Source organism: Parabacteroides sp. Y3-G-102, assembly GCF_023656845.1.
GTDB classification, from domain to species: Bacteria; Bacteroidota; Bacteroidia; order Bacteroidales; family Tannerellaceae; genus Parabacteroides; species Parabacteroides distasonis.
Map to the genome: position 1 here is coordinate 38543 of NZ_JAMOKU010000034.1, position 21797 is coordinate 60339.

13 protein-coding genes are annotated in these 21797 nt (G+C 46.2%); 5 read left to right on the forward strand and 8 right to left on the reverse strand.

The genetic code is table 11. The features are described from left to right. Positions 1-2: 2 nt before the first annotated feature. The gene (locus NBH16_RS16370) at positions 3-2102 is read right to left on the reverse strand and encodes a DNA topoisomerase 3 (protein ID WP_034527038.1); all 2100 of its coding nucleotides are present in this window, start codon (positions 2100-2102) and stop codon (positions 3-5) included. 188 nt (positions 2103-2290) lie between these two features. Between NBH16_RS16370 and NBH16_RS16375 the strand changes: the two genes are divergently transcribed. Beyond that, positions 2291-2869, forward strand: coding sequence for an RNA polymerase sigma-70 factor (locus tag NBH16_RS16375; RefSeq protein WP_005858137.1), 579 nt, complete (start codon positions 2291-2293; stop codon positions 2867-2869). A gap of 14 nt (positions 2870-2883) precedes the next feature. Here the strand turns inward: NBH16_RS16375 and NBH16_RS16380 are convergent, their stop codons facing one another. From NBH16_RS16380 to NBH16_RS16400, 5 genes are all read right to left on the reverse strand, one after another. Continuing rightward, complete coding sequence (locus NBH16_RS16380) at positions 2884-4656, reverse strand: DUF5107 domain-containing protein (protein ID WP_250788876.1); 1773 nt, start codon at positions 4654-4656, stop codon at positions 2884-2886. Positions 4657-4709: 53 nt separating this feature from the next. Further along, positions 4710-6533 carry a DUF4091 domain-containing protein gene (locus NBH16_RS16385; RefSeq protein WP_250788877.1) on the reverse strand — a complete coding sequence of 608 codons (1824 nt, stop codon included), beginning with the start codon at positions 6531-6533 and terminating at the stop codon, positions 4710-4712. Between the two features lie 123 nt (positions 6534-6656). Beyond that, positions 6657-8303, reverse strand: coding sequence for a RagB/SusD family nutrient uptake outer membrane protein (locus NBH16_RS16390; protein WP_048927794.1), 1647 nt, complete (start codon positions 8301-8303; stop codon positions 6657-6659). Between the two features lie 27 nt (positions 8304-8330). Then, positions 8331-11738, reverse strand: coding sequence for a TonB-dependent receptor (locus tag NBH16_RS16395; RefSeq protein ID WP_036610542.1), 3408 nt, complete (start codon positions 11736-11738; stop codon positions 8331-8333). A 190-nt stretch (positions 11739-11928) separates the two neighbouring features. Then, on the reverse strand, positions 11929-12942 hold the full coding sequence (locus NBH16_RS16400; RefSeq protein ID WP_172514284.1) for a FecR family protein: 1014 nt from the start codon (positions 12940-12942) through the stop codon (positions 11929-11931). Positions 12943-13052: 110 nt separating this feature from the next. Here NBH16_RS16400 and NBH16_RS16405 point away from each other — a divergent pair, with 110 nt between their 5' ends. Then, positions 13053-13595, forward strand: coding sequence for an RNA polymerase sigma-70 factor (locus tag NBH16_RS16405; protein WP_022191874.1), 543 nt, complete (start codon positions 13053-13055; stop codon positions 13593-13595). A gap of 7 nt (positions 13596-13602) precedes the next feature. Here NBH16_RS16405 and NBH16_RS16410 read toward each other — a convergent pair whose 3' ends face one another. Together NBH16_RS16410 and NBH16_RS16415 are read right to left on the reverse strand one after the other, a co-directional pair. Further along, positions 13603-14184 carry a hypothetical protein gene (locus NBH16_RS16410; protein ID WP_008774243.1) on the reverse strand — a complete coding sequence of 194 codons (582 nt, stop codon included), beginning with the start codon at positions 14182-14184 and terminating at the stop codon, positions 13603-13605. Positions 14185-14553: 369 nt separating this feature from the next. Next, on the reverse strand, positions 14554-15174 hold the full coding sequence (locus tag NBH16_RS16415) for an HU family DNA-binding protein (RefSeq protein WP_036610553.1): 621 nt from the start codon (positions 15172-15174) through the stop codon (positions 14554-14556). 434 nt (positions 15175-15608) lie between these two features. Here NBH16_RS16415 and NBH16_RS16420 point away from each other — a divergent pair, with 434 nt between their 5' ends. The 3 genes from NBH16_RS16420 to NBH16_RS16430 all read left to right on the forward strand — a co-directional run bounded on the left by NBH16_RS16420 (position 15609) and on the right by NBH16_RS16430 (position 21650). Further along, the gene (locus NBH16_RS16420; protein ID WP_211737374.1) at positions 15609-16580 is read left to right on the forward strand and encodes a FecR family protein; all 972 of its coding nucleotides are present in this window, start codon (positions 15609-15611) and stop codon (positions 16578-16580) included. A 171-nt stretch (positions 16581-16751) separates the two neighbouring features. Next, a complete protein-coding gene (locus tag NBH16_RS16425) occupies positions 16752-20126 on the forward strand; it encodes a TonB-dependent receptor (RefSeq protein ID WP_232282410.1) in 3375 nt (1124 codons plus the stop codon). 18 nt (positions 20127-20144) lie between these two features. Continuing rightward, entirely contained in the window at positions 20145-21650 is a 1506-nt protein-coding gene (locus NBH16_RS16430; protein ID WP_036610559.1) for a RagB/SusD family nutrient uptake outer membrane protein, read from the forward strand. Positions 21651-21797: the final 147 nt, after the last annotated feature.

A 21797-nucleotide genomic window follows, 5' to 3' on the forward strand; every position in this document is an offset into this window, starting at 1 on the left:
TTTTAAATAGACTTTAATTTACTGATAACCGTACCTAACTCCTCATCCGTTAAATTATTTCCATACGTAGCGTAATCCAAGCGGAATGTACATCCATTCTTGTATTCAGAGCAACCATAAGCGGTTTTGCCCCGGAGGATAGAGCCTTTGTGACAGATGGGGCAAACGGGCTTATCTGTTGATGGAAGCTCCAATTCAGGAGTAGCCTCTGCTTTCTCTTTCTCTTTCTTGGCACGAGGCTTACGAGGTTTCTTTTCCTTTTTCTCCTTGGGTTCGTCTTTGGGAGTTTCTTTAGCTGCTTTAGACGTATCCTCAATCGTAATCGTTCGCCGGGTTTGGTCGGAAAGGACGTTTATGACGACCTCGTTTACCATTTGCTTCAACTCATCAAGGAAAGTACGGGCCTCATAAGTTCCCCGCTCGATCTGGCGAAGCTTCTTCTCCCAAAGACCCGTCAACTCTGCGCTTTTCAGCAGTTCCTCATGGATCGTGCCGATCAATTCCGCGCCGGTAGCGGTGGGATAAAGATTCTTACGTTCCTTTCGTATATAATTACGCTTAAATAAAGTCTCGATGATCGCCGCACGGGTAGAAGGACGGCCGATGCCGTTTTCCTTTAAGGCATCCCGCAGCTCGTCATTATCCACTAATTTACCGGCGGTTTCCATCGCCCGCAATAAAGTAGCTTCTGTATAAGGTTTCGGAGGCTGGGTCCAAGTCTCTTTCAAGATCGGTTTATGCGGGCCGCTTTCTCCTTTCACGAAATCGGGCAATACGCCTTCTTCCTCGGTAGGTTCAGCCTCCGGATCTTTCTGCTCGGCTCCGAATACGACACGCCAACCCGGTTTGAGGATTTGCTTTCCAGTCACCTTGAATTCCACCTTATCCACTTGACCCAAGACCGTAGTGGTCGATATCTCGCAATCCGGATAAAAGGCGGCGATAAAACGACGGGCTACCAAATCGTACACCTTCCGTTCCGTATCCGTAAGATTGCGGGCGGGGACTCCGGTAGGGATGATCGCATGGTGATCGGTAACCTTCGAGTTATCAAACACTTTCTTGCTCTTCGGCAATTTCTGATTCATCAAAGGAGCGGTAAGCTCCGTATAATCCACCAACCCTTTCAAGGTATTGGGAACTTTCGGATAGATATCATCACTAAGGAAAGTCGTGTCTACACGTGGGTAGGTTGTCACCTTCTTCTCGTAGAGCGATTGGATCAACTTTAGCGTATCGTCCGCCGTAAACGCGAATTTCTTATTACATTCCACCTGCAACGAGGTCAAGTCGAATAGGCGGGGGGCGAATTCCTTCCCTTTCTTCTCGGTGATACTGGTAACAGTAAAATCCTGTTCCTTTACCTTCTCCAGAAAAGCCTCGCCTTCCTCTTTCTTCGTGAACTTACCTTTCGTGGCGGAGAAAGTCGTATTCCTGTAAATGGTCTTTAATTCCCAATAGGGTTCCGGCTTGAAATTGTCGATCTCGGCTTGCCGGTTTACGATCAAGGCGAGCGTTGGGGTTTGCACACGGCCGATCGATAATACCTGCCGGTTCTGCCCGTAGCGCAAGGTATAAAGGCGGGTGGCGTTCATCCCCAGCAACCAGTCGCCGATGGCACGGGATAGCCCGGCCTCATATAACTTATTGAATTCCGTCTGTTCTTTGAGTTTTTGGAAACCTTCCCGGATCGCCTCCTCCGTAAGCGAGGAGATCCAAAGGCGGTAGACCGGGCATTTACAACCTGCCTTTTGCATGACCCAGCGTTGGATCAGCTCTCCCTCTTGGCCGGCATCACCGCAGTTAATGACCATCTCGGCATTTTGCATCAGGCTCTCGATTACCTTGAATTGTTGCTCATACGTAGGATTCTCGATTAGTTTGATACCGAACCGGGGAGGGATCATAGGTAGCGACCCCAGACTCCAGCGTTTCCAGTTCTCCGCGTATTCATGCGGTTCTTTCAGGGTACACAAATGCCCGAATGTCCAAGTTACCTGATATCCGTTTCCTTCGATATACCCATTCATTCGTTGGGTTGCCCCTAATACTTCCGCGATTTCCCGGGCCACACTCGGCTTTTCGGCGATACAAACTTTCATCAATACATCATCCTTTCTTAAATGAACAGACAAAAATACATGATTATTTCCGAATGAGCAAAGATGTTTGTTATCGCGAGTTTATAAAGCTGTATGATGGAGTCGCTGATTTTGGTTCAATTTGTTTTTACTTTTGGGTATTTTGCATATATTTGAACCTATGTAATCGAAGTGGGAGATTAAGTCGAATGGCAGACATTGATTCAGAGAAAGAAAGAAGACTTGTGGCAGACTTGCTAGAAGGGGACGAGTCGGCCTTTTGTGAATTATATGCCCTGTATAAGGACCGCTTGATGTGGTTTTCCTTGAAATTCCTTAAATCCCGGGATATGGCGGAAGATGTTTTTCAGGATGCTTTCGCCTCTATTTGGCAGAATCGCCGTTTCTTGAACCCGAATGTACCTTTTGGCCCGTATGTGTATACGATCGTGAAAAATCGGATCTTAAACCTGTTGGCGGGACTGGATCGTGAGTTGGAGCTGAGGGATAAGATACGGTCCGCCTCATTGGATAGCACGAACGAGACGGAGGACTCGGTATTGGATACGGATTTAAACGCATTGTTGGATAAGGCGCTTGAAACGTTGACCCCACAACAAAAAAGGGTTTTCGATATGAGCCGTAAAGATATGAAATCCCATAAGGAGATAGCCGACAGTTTGGGTATCTCGGTATATACGGTACAACAACATATCTCTACGGCCTTGAAAGTGATCCGGGCCTTTCTTGCTAAATATGCGGAGACTTATATGAAGCTACTGCTCTAAAAACACACCTCCCTTTATTCATATTCCCGATAGGCACCGAACCGGGCTAAGCGATCCTCGCCGAGTTGTTCCGGTACAGGTTGCGGGGAGAGGCCCAAGCCTTCGTTGATCTGTTCCCAAAGTCCCGTACGGGTGTAAGTTTGATGCACTTTCTGGAAATGGGTGGATAGTAATAAATCCTTGGCTTCTTGATATTGCTTCTTATCAATCAGTAGCTGTACCTTTCGCTCGACCACCCATTCATCAGAGGACGCGTTTATCTTATCCAAACATTTTTCCCGTTCCGGTAAAGCCTCTGTTCCAAACTTCTTTAATACTTTATCCCGCTCGATAACCAACTGGGGATGTAGGTTCAACCACGAGGTCTCGGGGATAGCGGCGTAAGTATCTCTCGCCTTTTCCCACGCCTGCCGACGAACATATAGCCTTGCCAATAAAGCTTTCGCCAGATCGATATCTAGGATGGATAGTTGTTCGATCGCCTCCTCTACACGTTCTCTTCCAGCCAACCAAGTCCCATAGTGGAATTGCCAATAATCCCGTTCCGGCCGGGGAGATATTTGGATCGCCCAACGAAAAGCATCGTCCAGATCTTCCATGCCGGATGGAGCCCACTGCCCGTCTTCCGGATAGGGGGCGGCGGGAAGCGTGGACTTATTCTTATAGGCATCGGCTAAGGCGATCCAGATGGAAGATTCATTCTTCCGGGCCCAGTCGAATAGCGGGATGCGATCGATCGGGCGAAGCCTTAATGCCGGAACCTTTAAGGAATAGATATCCAAAGGATGATCTGTCGGTATCCAATATTCTACGTGATTCTTTTTCTCGCCGGGACGCAATTCGAGCTTGATAGATTGGTCGCTGATCGGGCCACCTTGGATTTCTACGTAAGGCTGCCGGTCGGGGGTACTGAGCATGGACCATTCCTTGTCGCCGGCTACGCCATAACTCCATAGCTTGATACCGGGCGTACTGGATTCGTCGGCGATATGATAGAGCCCGCTGCCCAAGGAGGGAGTGTAGGCCCCGAAAGCATTCACGTCTTTCGTTTTCCAGAAGTAGCCGGTCATCTCTTTGATATCCCGTTCATGATGGGTTCCTTCGGTTTTCCAGTCGATCGTGTCCAACGTGGAGGCATGGGATAATACGGTCCCGTTCGGGAAATCGTATTGGGTATCCGGTGCGCAAGGAAGGGCGGCGTTGGACCATGACATCCATGGATAGGCTTGCTTTCCCGGGTTGTAGTAAACAACCCTTTGGGTAAGGCATTCGTCCTTATCTCCTAAGGAATATTCTACAGACCATTGCATACCGTAATGAGATTCCCGTTCTCCGCATGTTACATATGTGCGGTCTCCCGTATGATCGATCTGATAAAGCACCGGCTCATTTTGCGTGGGAGAGTGGGAGATCGGGAAACTGACCTCGATCCCCCCGGCCACGAAATAGAAACGGGGTAATATCCGTGTGTATTTGATTACGTCCGGTCTGTACAAGACCTCCTTGCCGCTCTCCTTGTGAGTGAGGGATATTACTTTCCCGCAAAGATCGGGGCAGATGATAGCCTTGACTTTCTCGTTCTCTAGCGAGATCATCCGGTACCTTTTAGGTACCGGACGATTTGAGGTCTCGCTATAACTCATATAGGGGTATACGCCATTCGGGTCCAAGGCGGTCGGTAGCGGGCCGGTGGGCGTCAATACGTGCGTCAGCTGTATCTGGTCGAACTCCTCGCAAACAACACCTGTTGTCTGCGAGAAGGCCGGCCCTGCGGCTACGCTTGCCATGAGTGATAGGATTAAACGATATGCTTTCATGTCTTTCCTGCTATATAAGCCCATTATTTCGCCAAAAGATCGGACAGTTGACGGATGATGAGGTTACCCTTACGTACATCCGCCGAGATCTTGTTCTCATCGAACTCTTTCTCTTTCGGGAAGATAGACAAATGTTGGTCTAGCTGCTTCAATAAGCCTTGGGCTTGCGCGTTACCCGATTGGGCGGTCAGTTCCCGTAAGATACGGACCTTCTCGAAATCCACGATACCCTCTCTCATCTTCTCGAAGCGGATGCAACTCTTGCCTCCCGGATATACCATGTAGCAATCGCCTGCTGCCCAAGAGCCATGACGTGCGTCGCGATCGGCATCTTCCGGCCAAGCGTCGTAAGCCCATCGCAAGAAGCCGTCGTACCCATACGCCATTACATACCAACTGATCCAACGTCCCTCGATAGGAGGTGAGAACACGAAGTTGTTCGGGATCGGCGGGTTACAGCATACGTATACGGTGGACGTGCGTCCGGTGGCGGCCCGTGCCTTTTGCTCGGCGATGGTAGGTTCCTCTCCGTAAAGGAAAGAATAATCGTCCAGCAGTCCGTCCAATTCCTTATGCCAATTGCCGGCGTAAGTGATCTTCCAGCATTTATCATGGTTGCGCACGACATTGATAGCCGCTAAGGTCTCTTCCATCGGATTCTCGTTGATTCCGATATAGGTGATGTCCAACCAGCTTTTAGCTTCTAGATGGAACTTGAAATCCGTGAGGAAGATATTCCACATCTTCTTGAATTCCTCCGAGCTTGGCGCCCAGTTGATATAAGAATAATCGCCCGTAGCCTCGTCCTTATAGCGGTGACGGAATCCCCAAGGAATCGGGGTATAGAGGGTGATTGCCTCGTTGATGCCACATTCCATCGCTAATTCTACGTACTCGTCGAAGATCTTGTAGTCGAAGGCCCATGTGCCGTCCGCTTTCTTGATCCACTCGATCATGCCCCCCTCGATCATATAGGAGTTATCGGACCAAGGAGAATGTACTCCATAAGTCGTGATGTAGGTACCACCCGCGTCGGCATAATGCTTCAAATGCTGCTTGAGAAGCATCTTATGTTCTGGTGACCACGGTTCCACGTGATTGTACCATGCCACGGCCCACGGGTTCTGCCATAGGTCCAGACGGTATTTCCAGTCTTTCGGATAGGGGAGCAACTGGTTTTGCACCACGATCTCCAGATTCAATAGTTGAGGAGCCTTGCCTTTCGCCCGCACCTCCACCTGTCCTTTATACGTGCCGGGAACGGTTCCTCTCGGCACATCCACCATCATCCATACCGGACGGGTGGTTTGGGAAGGGAGATCGAAGCGGTCCAGCGTCTCGAAACGGTCTGGCATCAAGAAGCCGGATTTGTAGGGAGATTCCCCGCAGATGGCTTTTTTCTCGGCATACGGATAATTGGACAATACGTAACGCACCAACTCGAAGGTAATCCGATCTTTCGGGATGATGTTTCCCTCGGCGCTCCTCAAGTCCTGCGTAGAGACACGTACTTGTTCCAACGCTTCTGACGACCATACCAATATCTGGGCATTCGCTCTTTCCCCCCTCCAAACGGTCGTAGAGTAGGAAGATGATAAATCGTTGTCATGGTTTACGGGTACTTCCTTCCGGAAATAAAGCCGGTCGGTCGATCCGAAGGCGGAATGGATACCCGCCTGATTGCTCCAAGCGGGTTCATTCACGCAAAAATCAAATGTTAACTCCGGGTCATAGTGGTGACTCCGTACAGGGACAAACGTGGAATCCATCTGCCCCGGATACACTTGGCCTAGACTGATATGAGAATAAATAAAAAAACTAGCTACCGCTAAAAAGTATTTCTTCATGCTATAAAAATTTAAGATAATTCATATTTAAATGGGATTCCCCTCCCAGATAGGTAGGCCCTCCCTTCTCGTATAGGTAGGGCCTACCCTCATATATATAGTCGCTTATTCTTGGAAAAACCCTTACCAGCCCGGATTCTGTTCCAAGGTTCCTTTCGACAATTGTACCTGTTGCAAAGGGATCGGGGATAGCCAATGCTTCGGTGTCTGGAACTTGCGGGCGGATGCGGGTTGGGCGATGATAAAGCCATCGCTATCCACCTGTATATCCTGCCCGATCACCAACTCCGGGAATTTCTGTTGATACTCCGTACCCACGAATTTCACGCCACGGATCGCAAGGGGAAGAACCGTTTCCGCCGTGCCCCAACGACGTAGGTCGTCCCGGCGGTATCCTTCGAATGCCAGTTCCACGGTTCTCTCACGCCGGATCTCTTCCAGCATATTCAGGCCGTTGACGGAGACGAAAGCGTTGGTTAGGTGAGGCATATTCGCCCGGTTTCTCAGATCATTGATGGTGATGTCTAACTGATCGTCCGTGATTTGTCCGTTCTTCTCGTATAAAGCCTCGGCGAGGATCAGCAGGACTTCGGCGTAACGAAACTCCTTGAAGTCGTATTCGCCGATGAATTGAGCGGCATCCAATGTCTCATCCAAGAACTTACGGATCATATAGCCTGTGCGTGTAGCGCTATTCCCTACAAATCCAGGATAGGTAGGTGTCCAGAGACCTCCCTCGAAAAAGACCTCGCTACCGGGAACGATAAACGTCTGCTCCATACGGGAGTCCCGGTTCTCGAATTCACTCGTCTGGTATTGGAATCCCTTAAATAAAGGGGATTTGTCGATGGGCAGACCATCGTTACATAAATACATATCCGCAAGGTTTTTTGTAGGAACCATGGCACCGAACCAAAGTTCCCGTGTCCAGTTATGGGTCACTCTCAATTTATAATAACGCCTTGCCAATAAGACCTCCTTGCTATCATCCCCCTCTAAGATATGTAGATATTTATAGCTTTCCTTCCCTTTATCCCGGAACAAGGCGTATTCCTTGGAATCCACTAGGGCTTGGGCGGCATCGATAGCCGATTGGATATACATATCGGCATTGGAGCCTTGATGGTATTTCTCCCAAGTTCCCTCGTACAAGGATACGCGGGCTTTTAACGCTAAGGCGGCCCCTTGCGTGGTACGGCCCAATTCCTCGGTAGTCAACTGGCTTTGCTTGGGAAGCAAAGGAATCGCCTTATCGAGATCGTCGATGATAAAATCAATGATCTCCTGCTGGGAGGAGCGAGGCGTGTAAAGCTGTTCCGAGGAGGTATTCAAGGGAATCTCTATCTTGGGAACCCCTCCGTAGAACTTGACCAGTTTCCAGTAGTTGTAGGCCCGGAAGAAATGGGCCTCGGCTTTCCAGCGTCCGATCTCGTCGTCGGTCAATCCAGACTCCTCCGCTTTCTTGAGCAGATAGGAAGTGGATTGGATGAATTTCCAAGGCTCATCCCAATCATCCGAATTGACCGGTGCTAAATAAGAACCATCGCTTACGTCGTCCGCCCCCGAACCGAAAGCGATATCCGAGTTCTTATCTATATATTGGGAGGCCTCCATCAGGCTGAAGTAGAAATCATTGGCGGCCAACTCGAAATCGGAAGGCTTTTGCCAAAATACGGCGTCGGACACTTGATCCATAGGTGTCATATCCAAGTCGCAACTAGATAGCCCGAGTGTGGCCGATAGCGCTATAATTATATTAAATCGTCTCATACTGCTAATTTGTTTTTTCGTGGAACCTTAGAAAGTTAAGTCAATACCGAAAGAATAATAACGTTGGAACGGATAATTGAATCCGGCTTTGTCCGACTCGGGGTCCCATCCTCCTTTTACGTTATGTATCTCGAATAGATCCTGTCCGCTTACGTAAAAGCGTGTCCGTTCGATGCCTAGTTTCTGTAACGCGCCTTTGGGGAGCGTGTAGCCTATCTGGATATTCTTTAGGCGAATGTAGGCGGCGTTGATCTTTTGCAGGGTGGATGCCTGATAATTCCAATGCCGGATTTCTCCATGCGTCAAGCGGGGATAATAGGCGTCCGGGCGATCCTCGTTCCATGTCTGGCCGTAGTAGAACTGGGGCGGGTATCTCCACCAGTCGCTCCAAGGCATGGCGAAGTCTCCTTCACGGAACAAGGTGCGCTTGGCAACTCCTTGGAAGAATACGCTGATATCGAAGTTGTTCCATTTAGCGCCCAGATTCAATCCGAAGGAATAGCGGGGAGTGGTGGAGCCAACGTATTCGGCGTCGCCGTCATCCCCATCTTTATCACCGTAGGTGGAGATCTTACCGTCGCCGTTCAAATCCTTGAACTTCGCGTCTCCGATGCCGATATTGGAAGGTACGCCCTCTAGTTTCTTATAAGCGTCGAGATCCGCTTGGTCCTTGATCACGCCATCGTATACGTAAGCGAAATAGGAATTCATGGGATAACCTTCCCGGGTCTCGTTCAATCCTAGTTTATAGGTATCGGCACCTCCGTATTCAACTAATTTGTTCACGGCGTCGGTCAACTGGAATTGGGCAGAGTATTCAACGTTGCCGATCTTGTCGGTCCAGTTCAATGTCAACTCGAAGCCGTTCGTGCGTAATTTACCCGAGTTCGAGTAGGGTGCCTCCGCGCCTAACATGCTGGGATAAGTTACCGGAATTAACATATTATTATTCATTTTTACGAAATAATCAAACGAGAAGCCGAGGCGGGAATCAAGGAAAGCGGCATCGACACCCACGTTGACATTCTCCAGAATTTCCCATGTCCGGTCTACCCCGGCCAATACGTCTAAGCCCATGGCTTGGCTTTGGGAACCGTTTCCGAACGGATAGATTAATTTAGTTCCCCAGCCATCGTCCCTAAACTTTAGCAACTGGATATAGTCATACAGGCGGATACCTTCTTGGTTTCCGGTCTGTCCGTATGATGCTCTTAACTTCAGCTCATTGAATACCTTGGAGTTTTTCAAGAAGTTTTCTTGCGAGATACGCCAGCTGGCGGAGACTCCGGGAAACATCCTCCACCGGTTGCCGGGGGCGAAACGGGAACTACCGTCATAACGGAAGTTTGTCTCCAGAATGTACTTGTTCTTAAAGCTGTAGCCTAGGCGGGCGAAGGTAGAGCCGGTAGCCCAATGCTCGGCTTTGGCGTCGTTCTTCATATTTCCCGTGCCTCCGAGGTTAAGCTCCCACAGCTCATCCGAGATGAAGTTATCACGGCGTGCCATGAACATGCGGACTTCCTCCGTCTCGTAGGCCATACCTAACATGGCGTCCAGATGGTGGTCCGGGCCGAAGTTCTTATCGTAATTCAAGTAGGCCGTGTAATTTTGGTAAACGGTCTCTTCTGTCGTGCGATCCACGGCAGACTGCTCCGGACTTCCCGCTCCGGTGTAGTAGGTGATATTATTGTCCCATGTATAAAGAGGGATCGCTTTCGCTATGTCCTCATTGTTCTTGTTCTTATAATTAACACCGGCTTGGGCGGTTAAGGTCAGCCCGTCGATAATGTTGGCGATTAACCTGAAATTACCATTCATCTCCCGGGTCTTGAACGTGGCGGTCTCGCTCTCTTTGGCCAACGCTACGGCATTGCTCCAGCCTCCTTGGGTGAAGAAGTTACCATCGGCATTATAGACCGGGTGGTTAGGCATATCCAGAATCGCCTCACCGATTACCCACGCTCCGTTGCTGCCTACATCGGTACGTTTATTATTGTCCAAGGCTACTTTGGTCTCCAGCTTTAACCAATCCGTGATCCTATAATCGTAGTTCATACGTAGATTATACTTGGTGTTATTGTCGTCGGCATATTTTACGACTCCGAATTGCTTGCTATAACCGGCGGATAAATAATAATTGGATTTCTCGCCGCCACCGGAGATAGTGAGATTGTGCTTATGCTGAACGCCGTTGTTCAACAGCTCGTCCATCCAGTCCGTGTTCGTAAAGAACAATTTCCATCCTCCATACAACGGGTGATCGATCGGATTCGGGTCGTTGGACAAGATCCTATCCAGAAGCTCTTGCGTATACATAGGGGCGGAGCCGTTATGGATATTGGCCTCGTTGTCCATGATCGCCATCTCATAATTGGTTGGCGCTTTCATCATACCGGTCATCTTGGAGATCGACAAGTTTCCATTGTAAGTGATCTTAGGTGCGCCGGTCGCTCCCTTCTTGGTCGTAATCAAGACAACGCCGCCTGCGGCCCGTGCTCCGTAAATAGAGGCAGAGGCATCTTTTAAGACGGAGATGGCATCGATATCCTGCGGATTGATCATATTGATATCACCGGGAATACCATCTACTAAAACCAGCGGGGCACTGTCTCCGTTAGCGGATGAGACTCCACGTATGTTCATCTTAAAGTCCTCGTTACCCGGCTGGCCGGAGCTTCGTTGGATAACCATCCCCGGTATTTCTCCCTGCAAGGCGGATAGCACGTTGGTCACGGGCTTAGATTCGATAACCTCGGAGGTGACTTTCGAGATCGCTCCGGAAAGATTGCTTCGTTTCTGTGTTCCGTAACCAATCACGACTACCTCGTCAAGCTTCTGGGCGTCTTCCTTTAGCTGGATATTAAGGGTCTTGTTGTTGCCTACGGCCACTTCTTCCGATAAATAGCCGATGTAAGATATGAGCAGGATCGATTTACCGTTCGCCTCGATGCTATACTCACCGTTCAGGTCGGTAACTGTCCCTTTGGACGTACCTTTTACCACGACGTTCGCTCCGATGATCGGTTCACCCCGTTCATCCGTAATGATACCGGTCACTTTCCGGTCTTGTGTCACTGGAACGGAGGCATTGCCCGCGTTTCCGAGACTGACGGCTATCGTGTTATTCTCTCGCTTAAAATAAAGATTGGCTTGCCGGGTGATCTCGTTCAATACGCTGTTGATGGGAGCGTTCTTGAACTTTAGGTTAACTTGTACGTTCCGGTTCGCTATGGCTTCTCCATAGAAAAACTTTAATCCTGTCTGCTTCGACAAATCATCGAAGACTTTTTGTATGGGTTGGTTTTTTACTTGAATCGTTATTCTTTCTTTTTGATTTTCTTGGGCTTGCAGAGGCTTAGGGGAGCTTAACGCTAAAAAAACTAAAATAATAGAACAACACATCCAATTATACCTAGTAATAGTTGGAAAGTTCATAATTTTGTATGTTTAAAGGTTGTTTTTATACACTTTTAAAAACGGTCCGATTTATGTAATCTCCAAGGGGGTCCAATCCAAGGGTGTACATATCGGGAAAGATAAAGGGAGATCGAAGGTCAGAGGTCGGTTTCCCTTTTTTATGTGGCTATGCTTAGGTCGTATCTTTCATGACAAATCGATTTTAAGGTTAATAACTCGTTTTGTATAACACGATCCGGTTTCCTTCCGTCCGGTATCGGATGCCGGTTGAATATTGAATCGCGTTCAGTACGGCTTCCAGACTTTTATTGTCGTGCTCGCCATAGATGTAATCGTCGAATACGCTATTCGGATCGAGTACGATCGCTTGATTATACATCCGTTCCAAATCGTGTATAACGCTACTGATAGGTGTCCGGTTGAAATAAAGGCCACCTTGCAGCCAAGCCGTTACTTTTTGGGCGTCCTCGTTCTTTTTAAGAATCTCTCCATTTGTGTTATTCACGATTATCTGCTCGTTCGGTAATAGGCGCATTACGCTTTCGGGCATATCCACCTCAACTTTTCCGGTCCGAACGCTGACGGCCATCAACTCATCCTCTTGATAGGCTTTTACGTTGAAAGAGGTTCCGAGTACTTTTACGTCGGCTTGTCGGGTACGGACGATGAAGGGCTTGCCCTCGTCTCTCATGACATTGAAAAAAGCTTCTCCTTCCATTTCTACCAAACGGATGTCAGAGGTAAATTCCGTTGGGTATCGCATGACGGTACCGGCGTTTAGATGAACGACCGTGCCATCGGGAAGGGTGACTTGCTTATGTTCGCCATGATTGACGCTTATTTCCGTTAGGAGATGGTCGCTGGCAGATGTATGCTGCTTCGCTGAATGATTTAGGTATAGTTTCGCTCCGAATCCTATGGAAACGATAATCGCTATGCTCGCCGCATACTTGATGAAAGTGGATAGGGAGATTCTTCTTTCTCTTTTACGTGTCTTATCCAACAGGTCTTGCGCCTCCTTCTTATAAAGCAGATGATTATGGGAATCGGATTGAGGTAAGTCCTGCGCTTCGCTCCAGACCCGGTCCATTTCGCTTTCTAATTCTGCTCGCTCCGTTATGGATGAGGCTAACTTCCGCAAGGTCTCTATATCGTACCGTGTATAGAGTCCATTTACGTATCGGATTAATAAATCGCTTATATGTTTGTTTTTTTCTTCCATTATTTCTCGTGCTATATTAATAGTACAAAGAAGTCCGGGAGAACTGGGATATCATTAACTTTTATTAGTATATGATTTTATTATCTTCGCGAAACGATATGTGATGCTAAATGAAAGAGAGACAAATTATAAAGTCGTTGAAAGAAGGAGATAGGGAGGCTTTTTCGATGTTGTATAAACAATATTGGGAAAAGGTTTATCATTTCTGCGGGCTTTATTTGAATAATCGGGATGTGGCCGAGGATGTGGTACAAGAGGTGTTTATCAAGGTCTGGGAGTCGAGGGAATTCATCCGGGAGGATGATAACTTCAAGGGGCTTCTGTTTGTCATCACCCGTAACTTGATCTTTAATCAGCACCGGAAGAACGTGAACGAGGACTTTTATAAAATGACGGTCTTGTCCGCTATGGAGACCTCTTACGACTTAGAGGAAGAGATCACCGCCTATAACTTGGGGGAGTATATCAATCATTTGATAGAGGAATTGCCGGAAAGACGCCGGGTTATCTTTAATCTAAGCCGGAAGGAGCATAAAAGCTATAAAGAGATAGCCTTCCAACTCAATATTTCCGAGAAGACCGTTGAGAACCAAATCAGCGAAGCCTTGAAGTTCTTGAAGAAAAATATCATGTTACTTATCTGGTTTATCTAGCGCTTTCCTAGGTCACGTATTTATAGAGTCCGGAAGTGCCACTGCGTTCGAATACGCCTTTTTTTATCAGGCTCTCCTTCAAGAGGGCTAAGGAATGAGCGCCGAATCCCCTGTATTTTAGTAGGACTTGTAGTCCTTTATCTTTCGTGTATCGCAGCAGATCTTCCAATGTATAGATTTCCATTTTTCGTAACATGTTTATCGTTCGGGTGTCTAGGTCAAAATCGCTCACGAGAGATAAGGAGAGTACATTCATGATATCGTCCGTAATGATTAGGGGTAATTCATGGGGAAGATAGATATTAGGCGAGATTTCTTTCCCCGATAAGTCTTTTATCGTTCTCAATAACCGTAGGTTCTCTAGTTTCAGGGATCTAAGCTCTAACTCTTGTTGGCGACAGGTTCGTAAAAGAGTGGTCATTTGTAGTTCGGTCTTGGTTATAACGGCTTTTTGGCGGTCAAATTCATTAGCCATGGCGATAATATGCCGTGAATACTCTTTCAGGCTTTGTACATTAATATATATACTGTCTTTGGAGGATGTCGCCTCCTGATCGGGAATTTGTTCTTTTACGTCTAGCCTTGTCATAATATATTCAAAAGTATTTTATCGTGAATAAATATGATGTAGCGACGATATCATAAAAAAGCATGGAACTGTCGCTACTACCCAACGTGTAGGGTATCCCCATACCCTTGAAATCGATAATAGACAACAGCCCATGCTTTATTATATATATTTGAGTATATACAATTAGCATGGGCATTTAGTTGCTATTATTCCGATTTCTTAATTACGGGGATAATTTACACGAAGGGAATAATATCTTAAAATGCCGTATTTATAATTAGTGCCACACAGGGATTATCGCTTTAACCCCATTATCGGTAGCACGGCAAAGATAGTCTTTCTTCTTTGATAAATAATAACGATTGTGGTTGTTTTTCGTCCTAAGTTTTAGTTTTGCTCGTCTTCTTTTTCAGGCAGCACATAAATCCGGTGTGTTCGATATCCTACGCTGGCTATTACGTTATCCTTGATAAATTGCTTGATATCCTCGCTCGCACGGTAGCGGGTACAATTGTTCAAGCCGGCGTAATCGGTGAGATTTATATATGAGTTTCTTTCTAGATAAGATAACATCTTAGTCTTCCTTCCCTCGATTCCCGTTTTGGGCAGATTTTCCCGTTTAACCAAGATGGGGGCGTTCTTTTTTACCATCTCCTTCAGTCGGGGAGAGCAGCGGAAGTTAACGCCGTGTATGCTAGCGCTTGATTTAGTATTTCCTTTCTGGTCCGTTACTTCTTTGCTTTTTACCGATGGCGAGAAATGTCCCAATCCTTCCAGTTCCACGCTGTACCCATAGGATAATTCCCTGCCGATATAGGAAGTAAGCGCCTCCAATACACCTTTTATGTCGGCGGAGGTGACGGATGAGCATTCGGAAATATACTCACATATATCGTTCATGCGTTTGGTATCTCTGGTGATGACTCGTGCGCAGGATGTTGGCCCGCGTTGTTCATTGCCCGGTGTATTATAAATACTGACTTGGATGCCACTTCTTGGTTTTCCCATGATTTTCTCGTTATTTAAATGGATAATGTATAGGATGCCTCGGAAATTTAACGTTTATCTCTTTGGCGTTTCTATTTGATGAAATCGGTTGCCGACGCCCTCGGCAATGCTGCTGACGCTGTCGGAAATATTGCTGACGGCGTCGGAAATACTGCCGACACCGTCGGCAACCAATTTCATTGAATACAAAGGACGGAAATATAAGGATGGAAAGCAAGGAAGATACTGATAAAATACAATTTCGTAAAGATAATTTTAAAGAGTACCTATAAGTAATGGACATTTAATTGTACTTGAGGCTTTAGGCATGATTATTTTTCAATCGTATTTGGGTATCTTATCTGAATTTGATTAACCTAAGCGAATTTTTTTATCTTCCAATAGGGGGGAGGGAGTCGTGGCGTGTATTTATAAATAGAACAAGAATAATAAACATGAGCGAAGATACGAGAACGATATTGAAGAAGTTGATGCGAGATGCTCTGGATGAGAAAGATCGGCAACGTTTGCTGTGTGACCCAAAAGTGGAAGAGCGTATGCGTTCCCAATGGGACGAGGCTGCGGATCGCGTGAATCCCATGGTGGGGAATCGCATGTGGGAACGAATCATAGCCCGGACAATGGCGACAAACGGTGTCCGTAAACTCTGGGTCTATAAGATTACGGCGATAGCCGCCTCCATATTGCTACTTTTAGGTGTAGGAAGCGTAGTTTATTGGTCTCATACGAAAGAAGATCAATATATATATGTAATGGCCTCCGGTGTCCGTTGCATAGAGTCGGTTTCCTTATCGGACGGTACGACCGTGAGAATGGGGCCGAATAGCCAATTGATCTACCCAAAGAGTTTCGATGGCAAGACCCGTGATGTGGAATTAAAAGGGCAAGCCTTCTTCGACGTGGCGAAAGATCGGGAAAGACCATTTACCGTGCATACCAAGAACATGGATGTAACGGCCTTGGGCACGGCCTTCGAGGTTTTCAATTATGATTCCGAGAGCAAGTTGGAGACGATCCTGTTAAACGGTAAGGTGAAGATTGGCTTGGGAGGTCCCAATGTGAAGAACAGGCGTGAGGTGATATTGAACCCGAACGAGATGTTGGTTTTCGACAAACAAGCGAATACGGTTAGAGTTAAGACGGTTAATGCCGAGGAGTATTCGGGTTGGCGTAACGGTGTCCTCAGTTTTGAGAACGAACGCTTGAGCATGATCCTTACCCGTCTGGAGCCTTGGTTCGGGCGGAAGATAAAGTGCCCGAAGGAGATAGCGGAGAAATATCGGTTTACGTTTAAGGTACGGGATGAGTCCTTGGAGCGAATCCTGTTTATGCTGAGCAATACGTCGCCCATTAAATACAGAGAGAAAGACAATGAATATGAACTATATATAAAGGGAGATAAATGAGTGTCTAACGTTAAATTCTAAGAGATATGCTTGTTAACAGTTCTTAAGTCTAATAAAAAACAGGAGGACAAACTAGGTTTCTCCTCCTGATCAAATGTTCTTGACGGCAGGCGTTAGGAGTTGAGAGGCCGACACACCTGCTAATTTATTCATCAGAAACATTACAAAGTTATGAAAAAAATCAGAAAAGTAAACCGAGTCATGAAGATAAGTGCGTTGTTATCCTTGGCTTTCGCATGCACTGTATCCGCTTCTACCTATGGACAGAATTATAAGCTTTCCATGAATAAACAGGATTGCAGTATATCGGAAGTGCTAAAAGAAATAGAGAAAAATAGTGAGTACACGTTCTTCTTGAATGATAATCAAGTAAATGTAAATAGGAAAACGAGTGTAAAAGCAAATAATGCTTCGTTAGAGGAGGTCTTAGAGCAAGCCTTGAAAAATACGGGATACCAATATGAGATTGTAGACCGGCAGATTATAATTAAGTCAAAGAGTGTTTCAAGTGTCTCACATCCGAATGCCTTATTCCAGTCTTCGCCACGAAAGATTACCGGGCAAGTAAAAGATGCCTTGGGAGAACCCATTATCGGGGCGAATGTTGTCGTTAAAGGCACTACGAACGGAACGATTACGGATATCGATGGAAACTTCAGTCTGGAAGTACCGGACAATGCGATCTTGGTAGTTTCTTATATCGGTTATACGGATCGTACGGTCGAGGTTGGTAATTCTTCGAAAGTAATGGTTAGCCTGTCCGAGGATACCCAGAAGTTGGATGAGGTTGTGGTCGTAGGTTACGGAACGCAGAAGAAAGTGAATTTAACAGGAGCGATCTCCTCTTTGGATGCGGAGACGTTGGAGAATCGCCCGATCACCAACTCGACCCAAGCGTTGCAAGGTACGCAAGGTGTTTACGTAAATCAAGCGGGTGCTCAGCCGGGAGCGGACGGGGCGACGATTCGTATTCGTGGTCAGGGAACCTTGAACGATAATAATCCATTGATTTTGGTGGATGGCATCGAGTTCCCGTTGGAAGCGGTAAATCCGAATGATATTGAGAGTATTTCCGTATTGAAAGATGCGGCTTCTTCCGCTATCTACGGTTCTCGTGCGGCGAATGGCGTTGTCTTGGTAAAGACAAAGGGGGGAAAGAAAGGTAAGTTTACCGTCGATTATAATAACTATTTCGGCGTGCAGCAGGCTACCTATCTGCCTAACTTCGTATATGATCCGGTCGTGTTTATGGAAATGAGAAACCAAGCGCAACGGAACGAAGGTAAACTAACGGTGGATTATTCTGATGCGTTAATCGAGGAGTACAAACAAGGTATGTTAACAGACCCGATTATGTATCCGCAGAATAATTGGTTGGATATTATGTATAATAATGCCTTTATTATGGAGCATAACATGCGTTTCTCCGGAGGTGATGATAAATATACGTATTCCGTATCTTTAGGCTATGGTGATCAAAATGGAGTATTGCGTGGAACGGATTCCAATAAATATACCTTAGCTGTGAATACGACTGCTCAGGTAAATAGCCGTTTGAAGATCGGCGCTAATATCAATGCGCATTATCAGATCTATAATGAGCCGGTAGCGGGTGTGGCAAACTTAGTGGAGATGACTTATAAAGCGCAGGCTTTCCACCCGACTTATACGGCCGATGGTCGCTATGCGGATACCTTTATCCGTACTCCTGGGCATAATATCTATCGCCATCCGTTGGCGTTGGCCGATGAGGGCGAGAACAAGCATAAGTCCTTGCGTATGTTGGCGAATTTGTCTGCGGAATATAAGCTTCCGTTTGATATCGTTTATAACTTGAATGTCGGTTTAAACAAATATGATTATCTGCAATCTCGTTTTGCGCCTGATGTATACGAATATCAGTTGAAGACCAATGAGGAGAAACGAGTGGTTTATGACGGTCAGAATACACGCCATGCCTATAAAGGTGATAAGAATGACTTGGCAGTTACAGTATTCAATACTTTATCTTGGGGCAAGAAGTTCAATGATGCCCATGACGTAAAAGTATTGGCTGGCTATAGTTTTGAGAGCGATGATAAGACTGAGTTTTCCGCTAAGGTAGAAGGTTTCTTAGGGAACGAGTTGCACGAATTAAACGCAGGTTCTAGTAATCCGAGTGTAGCGGGTACTTCCTCGAGATCAGTCTTGATGTCTTACTTTGGTAGGGTGAATTATGGTTATAAGGATCGTTATTTATTTGAGGGTAACTTTCGTTATGATGGTTCGTCTCGTTTTGCCAAAGGAAATCGTTGGGGGATTTTCCCATCATTCTCTGCCGGATGGCGTTTGAGCGAGGAAGAGTTTATGAAAGATATTCCTTGGATATATAATCTGAAATTGAGAGCTTCTTGGGGACAATTGGGTAACGAGCGTATCGATTTGTTCCGTTACGTGGACCTAATGAACTTGAAGGTGATAAAAAATGATGGTTCAATTACGGATTATAACTACCCGTTGAATGGAGCGATGCAATCCGGAGCGGCTATTACCGCCTATAACGATCCGAACATCACATGGGAGACAACGACCATGACGAATGTCGGTATTGACGCTAGCTTGTTAAACGGAAACTTAGATTTCTCTTTCGAGTTCTTTGATAAACGTACTTCCGACATCTTGCGTAAGGTTACTTTGCCGGATCAAGTAGGTGGTCTGGATGGGCCGATCCGTAATATCGGCGAGGTGAGCAATAAAGGTTTCGAGTTGAATATGGGGTATCGGAACAATATCGGGGACTTCCGTTACGAGGTAAATGGAAATATGACCTTTATCAAGAATAAGATCGTTAGCTTGAAGGGGCAAACAATCATTGATGGAATGTTTATCTTGGAAGAAGGAAAGCCTATCGATTCTTATTATATGCTTCATGCTATCGGTATTTTCCAATCTGAGGAGGAAATCAAGAATAGTCCGTATCAAACCGCGGCTACTAAACCGGGATATCTGAAGTTTGAGGATACGAATGGAGATGGGAAAATTACTGAAGATGACCGCCAGATACGTGGTGGTGTGATTCCTAAGATAACTTATGGATTCAATATCAACTTAGGATATAAGGATTGGGATCTGAGCGCTTTCTTCCAAGGTGTAACTGATGTCTATACATATGGAGACCGTATTGGTGCTACTCCTTTATGGTTTGGTTGTGGTTTGCCGGAACAATGGTTGACGGATGCTTGGACTCCCGAGCGGGGAACCAGCGCTACATTGCCTATCTTGACTACGTATGAAGGATGCTTGAACGAGAATTTCCGTACAAATGATTTTTGGTTGAGAAATGCCTCTTATTTACGTTTGAAGAACTTGCAACTTTCTTATAACGTACCGGCCTCTTTCTTGAAAAGCGGTGTGGTTAAGAGATTAAAGGTCTTTGTCAATGCGCAAAACTTATTCACGTTCTCTCCGATGAAGGATTTTGATCCGGAAAAGAACTTGAAGGGAAGCAACTGGTATGCCTATCCGTCTGTACGGACTTATACGGCAGGTGTTAATGTCACATTTTAAATAATAAGGAATAATAATATGAGACGTAAAATATATAAGATGATATGTGTCGCTGTCGCTTGTATGAGTTTAATCGCTTGCGATAGCTGGTTGGATGTAGATCCTTCCGATCAATATTCCACGGAAACATTCTGGAAGACAAAAGAGCATGCGAGCGCCGGTATAATGGGATGTTACAACGCATTGAAACCTTGGCGTTCATTGCATACGATGGAATTCGATATGCTGACAGCGAATGCGATGCCTTATAACGAGGCGAATGGTACGCAAGCGATTGGAAAGGGTGAACATTTGTCTACTACGGCTCTAATCGGAAGTTTATGGAAGAACTGTTACGTTGGTATTGGCCGTACGAATACTTTCATCGCTAATGTCGGAGGTGTCGATATGGATGAGTCGGAGAAGGCGAAGATGGTGGGTGAAGCCAAGTTCTTACGAGCTTTCTATTATTTAAGTCTGGTCGATAAATTCGGAGGTGTACCGCTGATTATAGATGCTCCCAATGCGGATGAGCAAGCCGAATTACCTCGCAATTCCAAGGAAGAGGTAGTGAATCAGATTGTCAAGGATTTGGAGGAGGCCGCTGCCGTGCTACCGGACACCTATGCTAGCTCAGACTTGGGACGTGCGACAAAAGGTGCCGCATTAGCGTTAAAAGCCCGTACTTTATTATATAATTCTCGTTGGGCGGAGGCGGCCCAAGCTGCTAAGCAGGTAATGGAGTCTGGCGTTTATCAATTATTCAATGATTATCGTCATTTCTTTAGCGAAGATAATAAATATAATTGTGAGGTAATCTTTGATATAGAAGCGAAATTGCCGGAGTATCCAACGGATTATGATCAGAATATCTGGCGCTTGAATCGTCCGGCTCCCTTGAAGGAACTGGTTGATACATATCTCTGTATTGACGGGAAGACGATAGAAGAGTCACCGCTTTATGATCCGACTCGTCCGTATGAGAACAGAGATCCTCGTTTATTGAAATCGATCGTTTGCATCGGTTATCCGTATTTAGGAAAGACGATCACAAAAGAAGATGTGGCGACTACGGGTTTCGGTGTGAAGAAATACACTTCTTATGAGGATGATGTAACGATTCCTTTAGTAGAACGTTCGGCTTTCAATTTCATTTTAATTCGTTATGCGGAAGTTCTGTTGACGTATGCCGAGGCGCAGAATGAGGCGAGTGGTCCTGATCAGTCAGTTTATGATGCCATCAACCAATTGCGTAGGCGTCCGGATATCAATATGCCGGAAGTACCAAAAGGTTTGACGAAAGATCAGATGCGTGAGGTAATCCGCCGTGAACGCCGTATCGAGTTGACCTTTGAAGGACTCTACTATTCGGATATCTTGCGTTGGAAAACCGCCGAGAAAGAGAATAATGGTATGATGCATAATTATGATGGAATAGAAGTCGTGAAACGTTCTTTTAATCCGAAACGAGATTATTTATGGCCGATCCCTTATAATCAAACAGTCTTGAATCCAAATTTGGAGCAAAATCCGAACTGGGACTAAGGCGAGGCATCGTATTTGAAAATAAATCATGAACTATAATAAGAAAATTGAATACGGTTAACGATAATTAGCATGATTATGCAATTTATCGTGCATGGAAAGCTCGTCGGGGCTGACAGCTCAGCCCCTTGCCGCATGGCGTTCCCT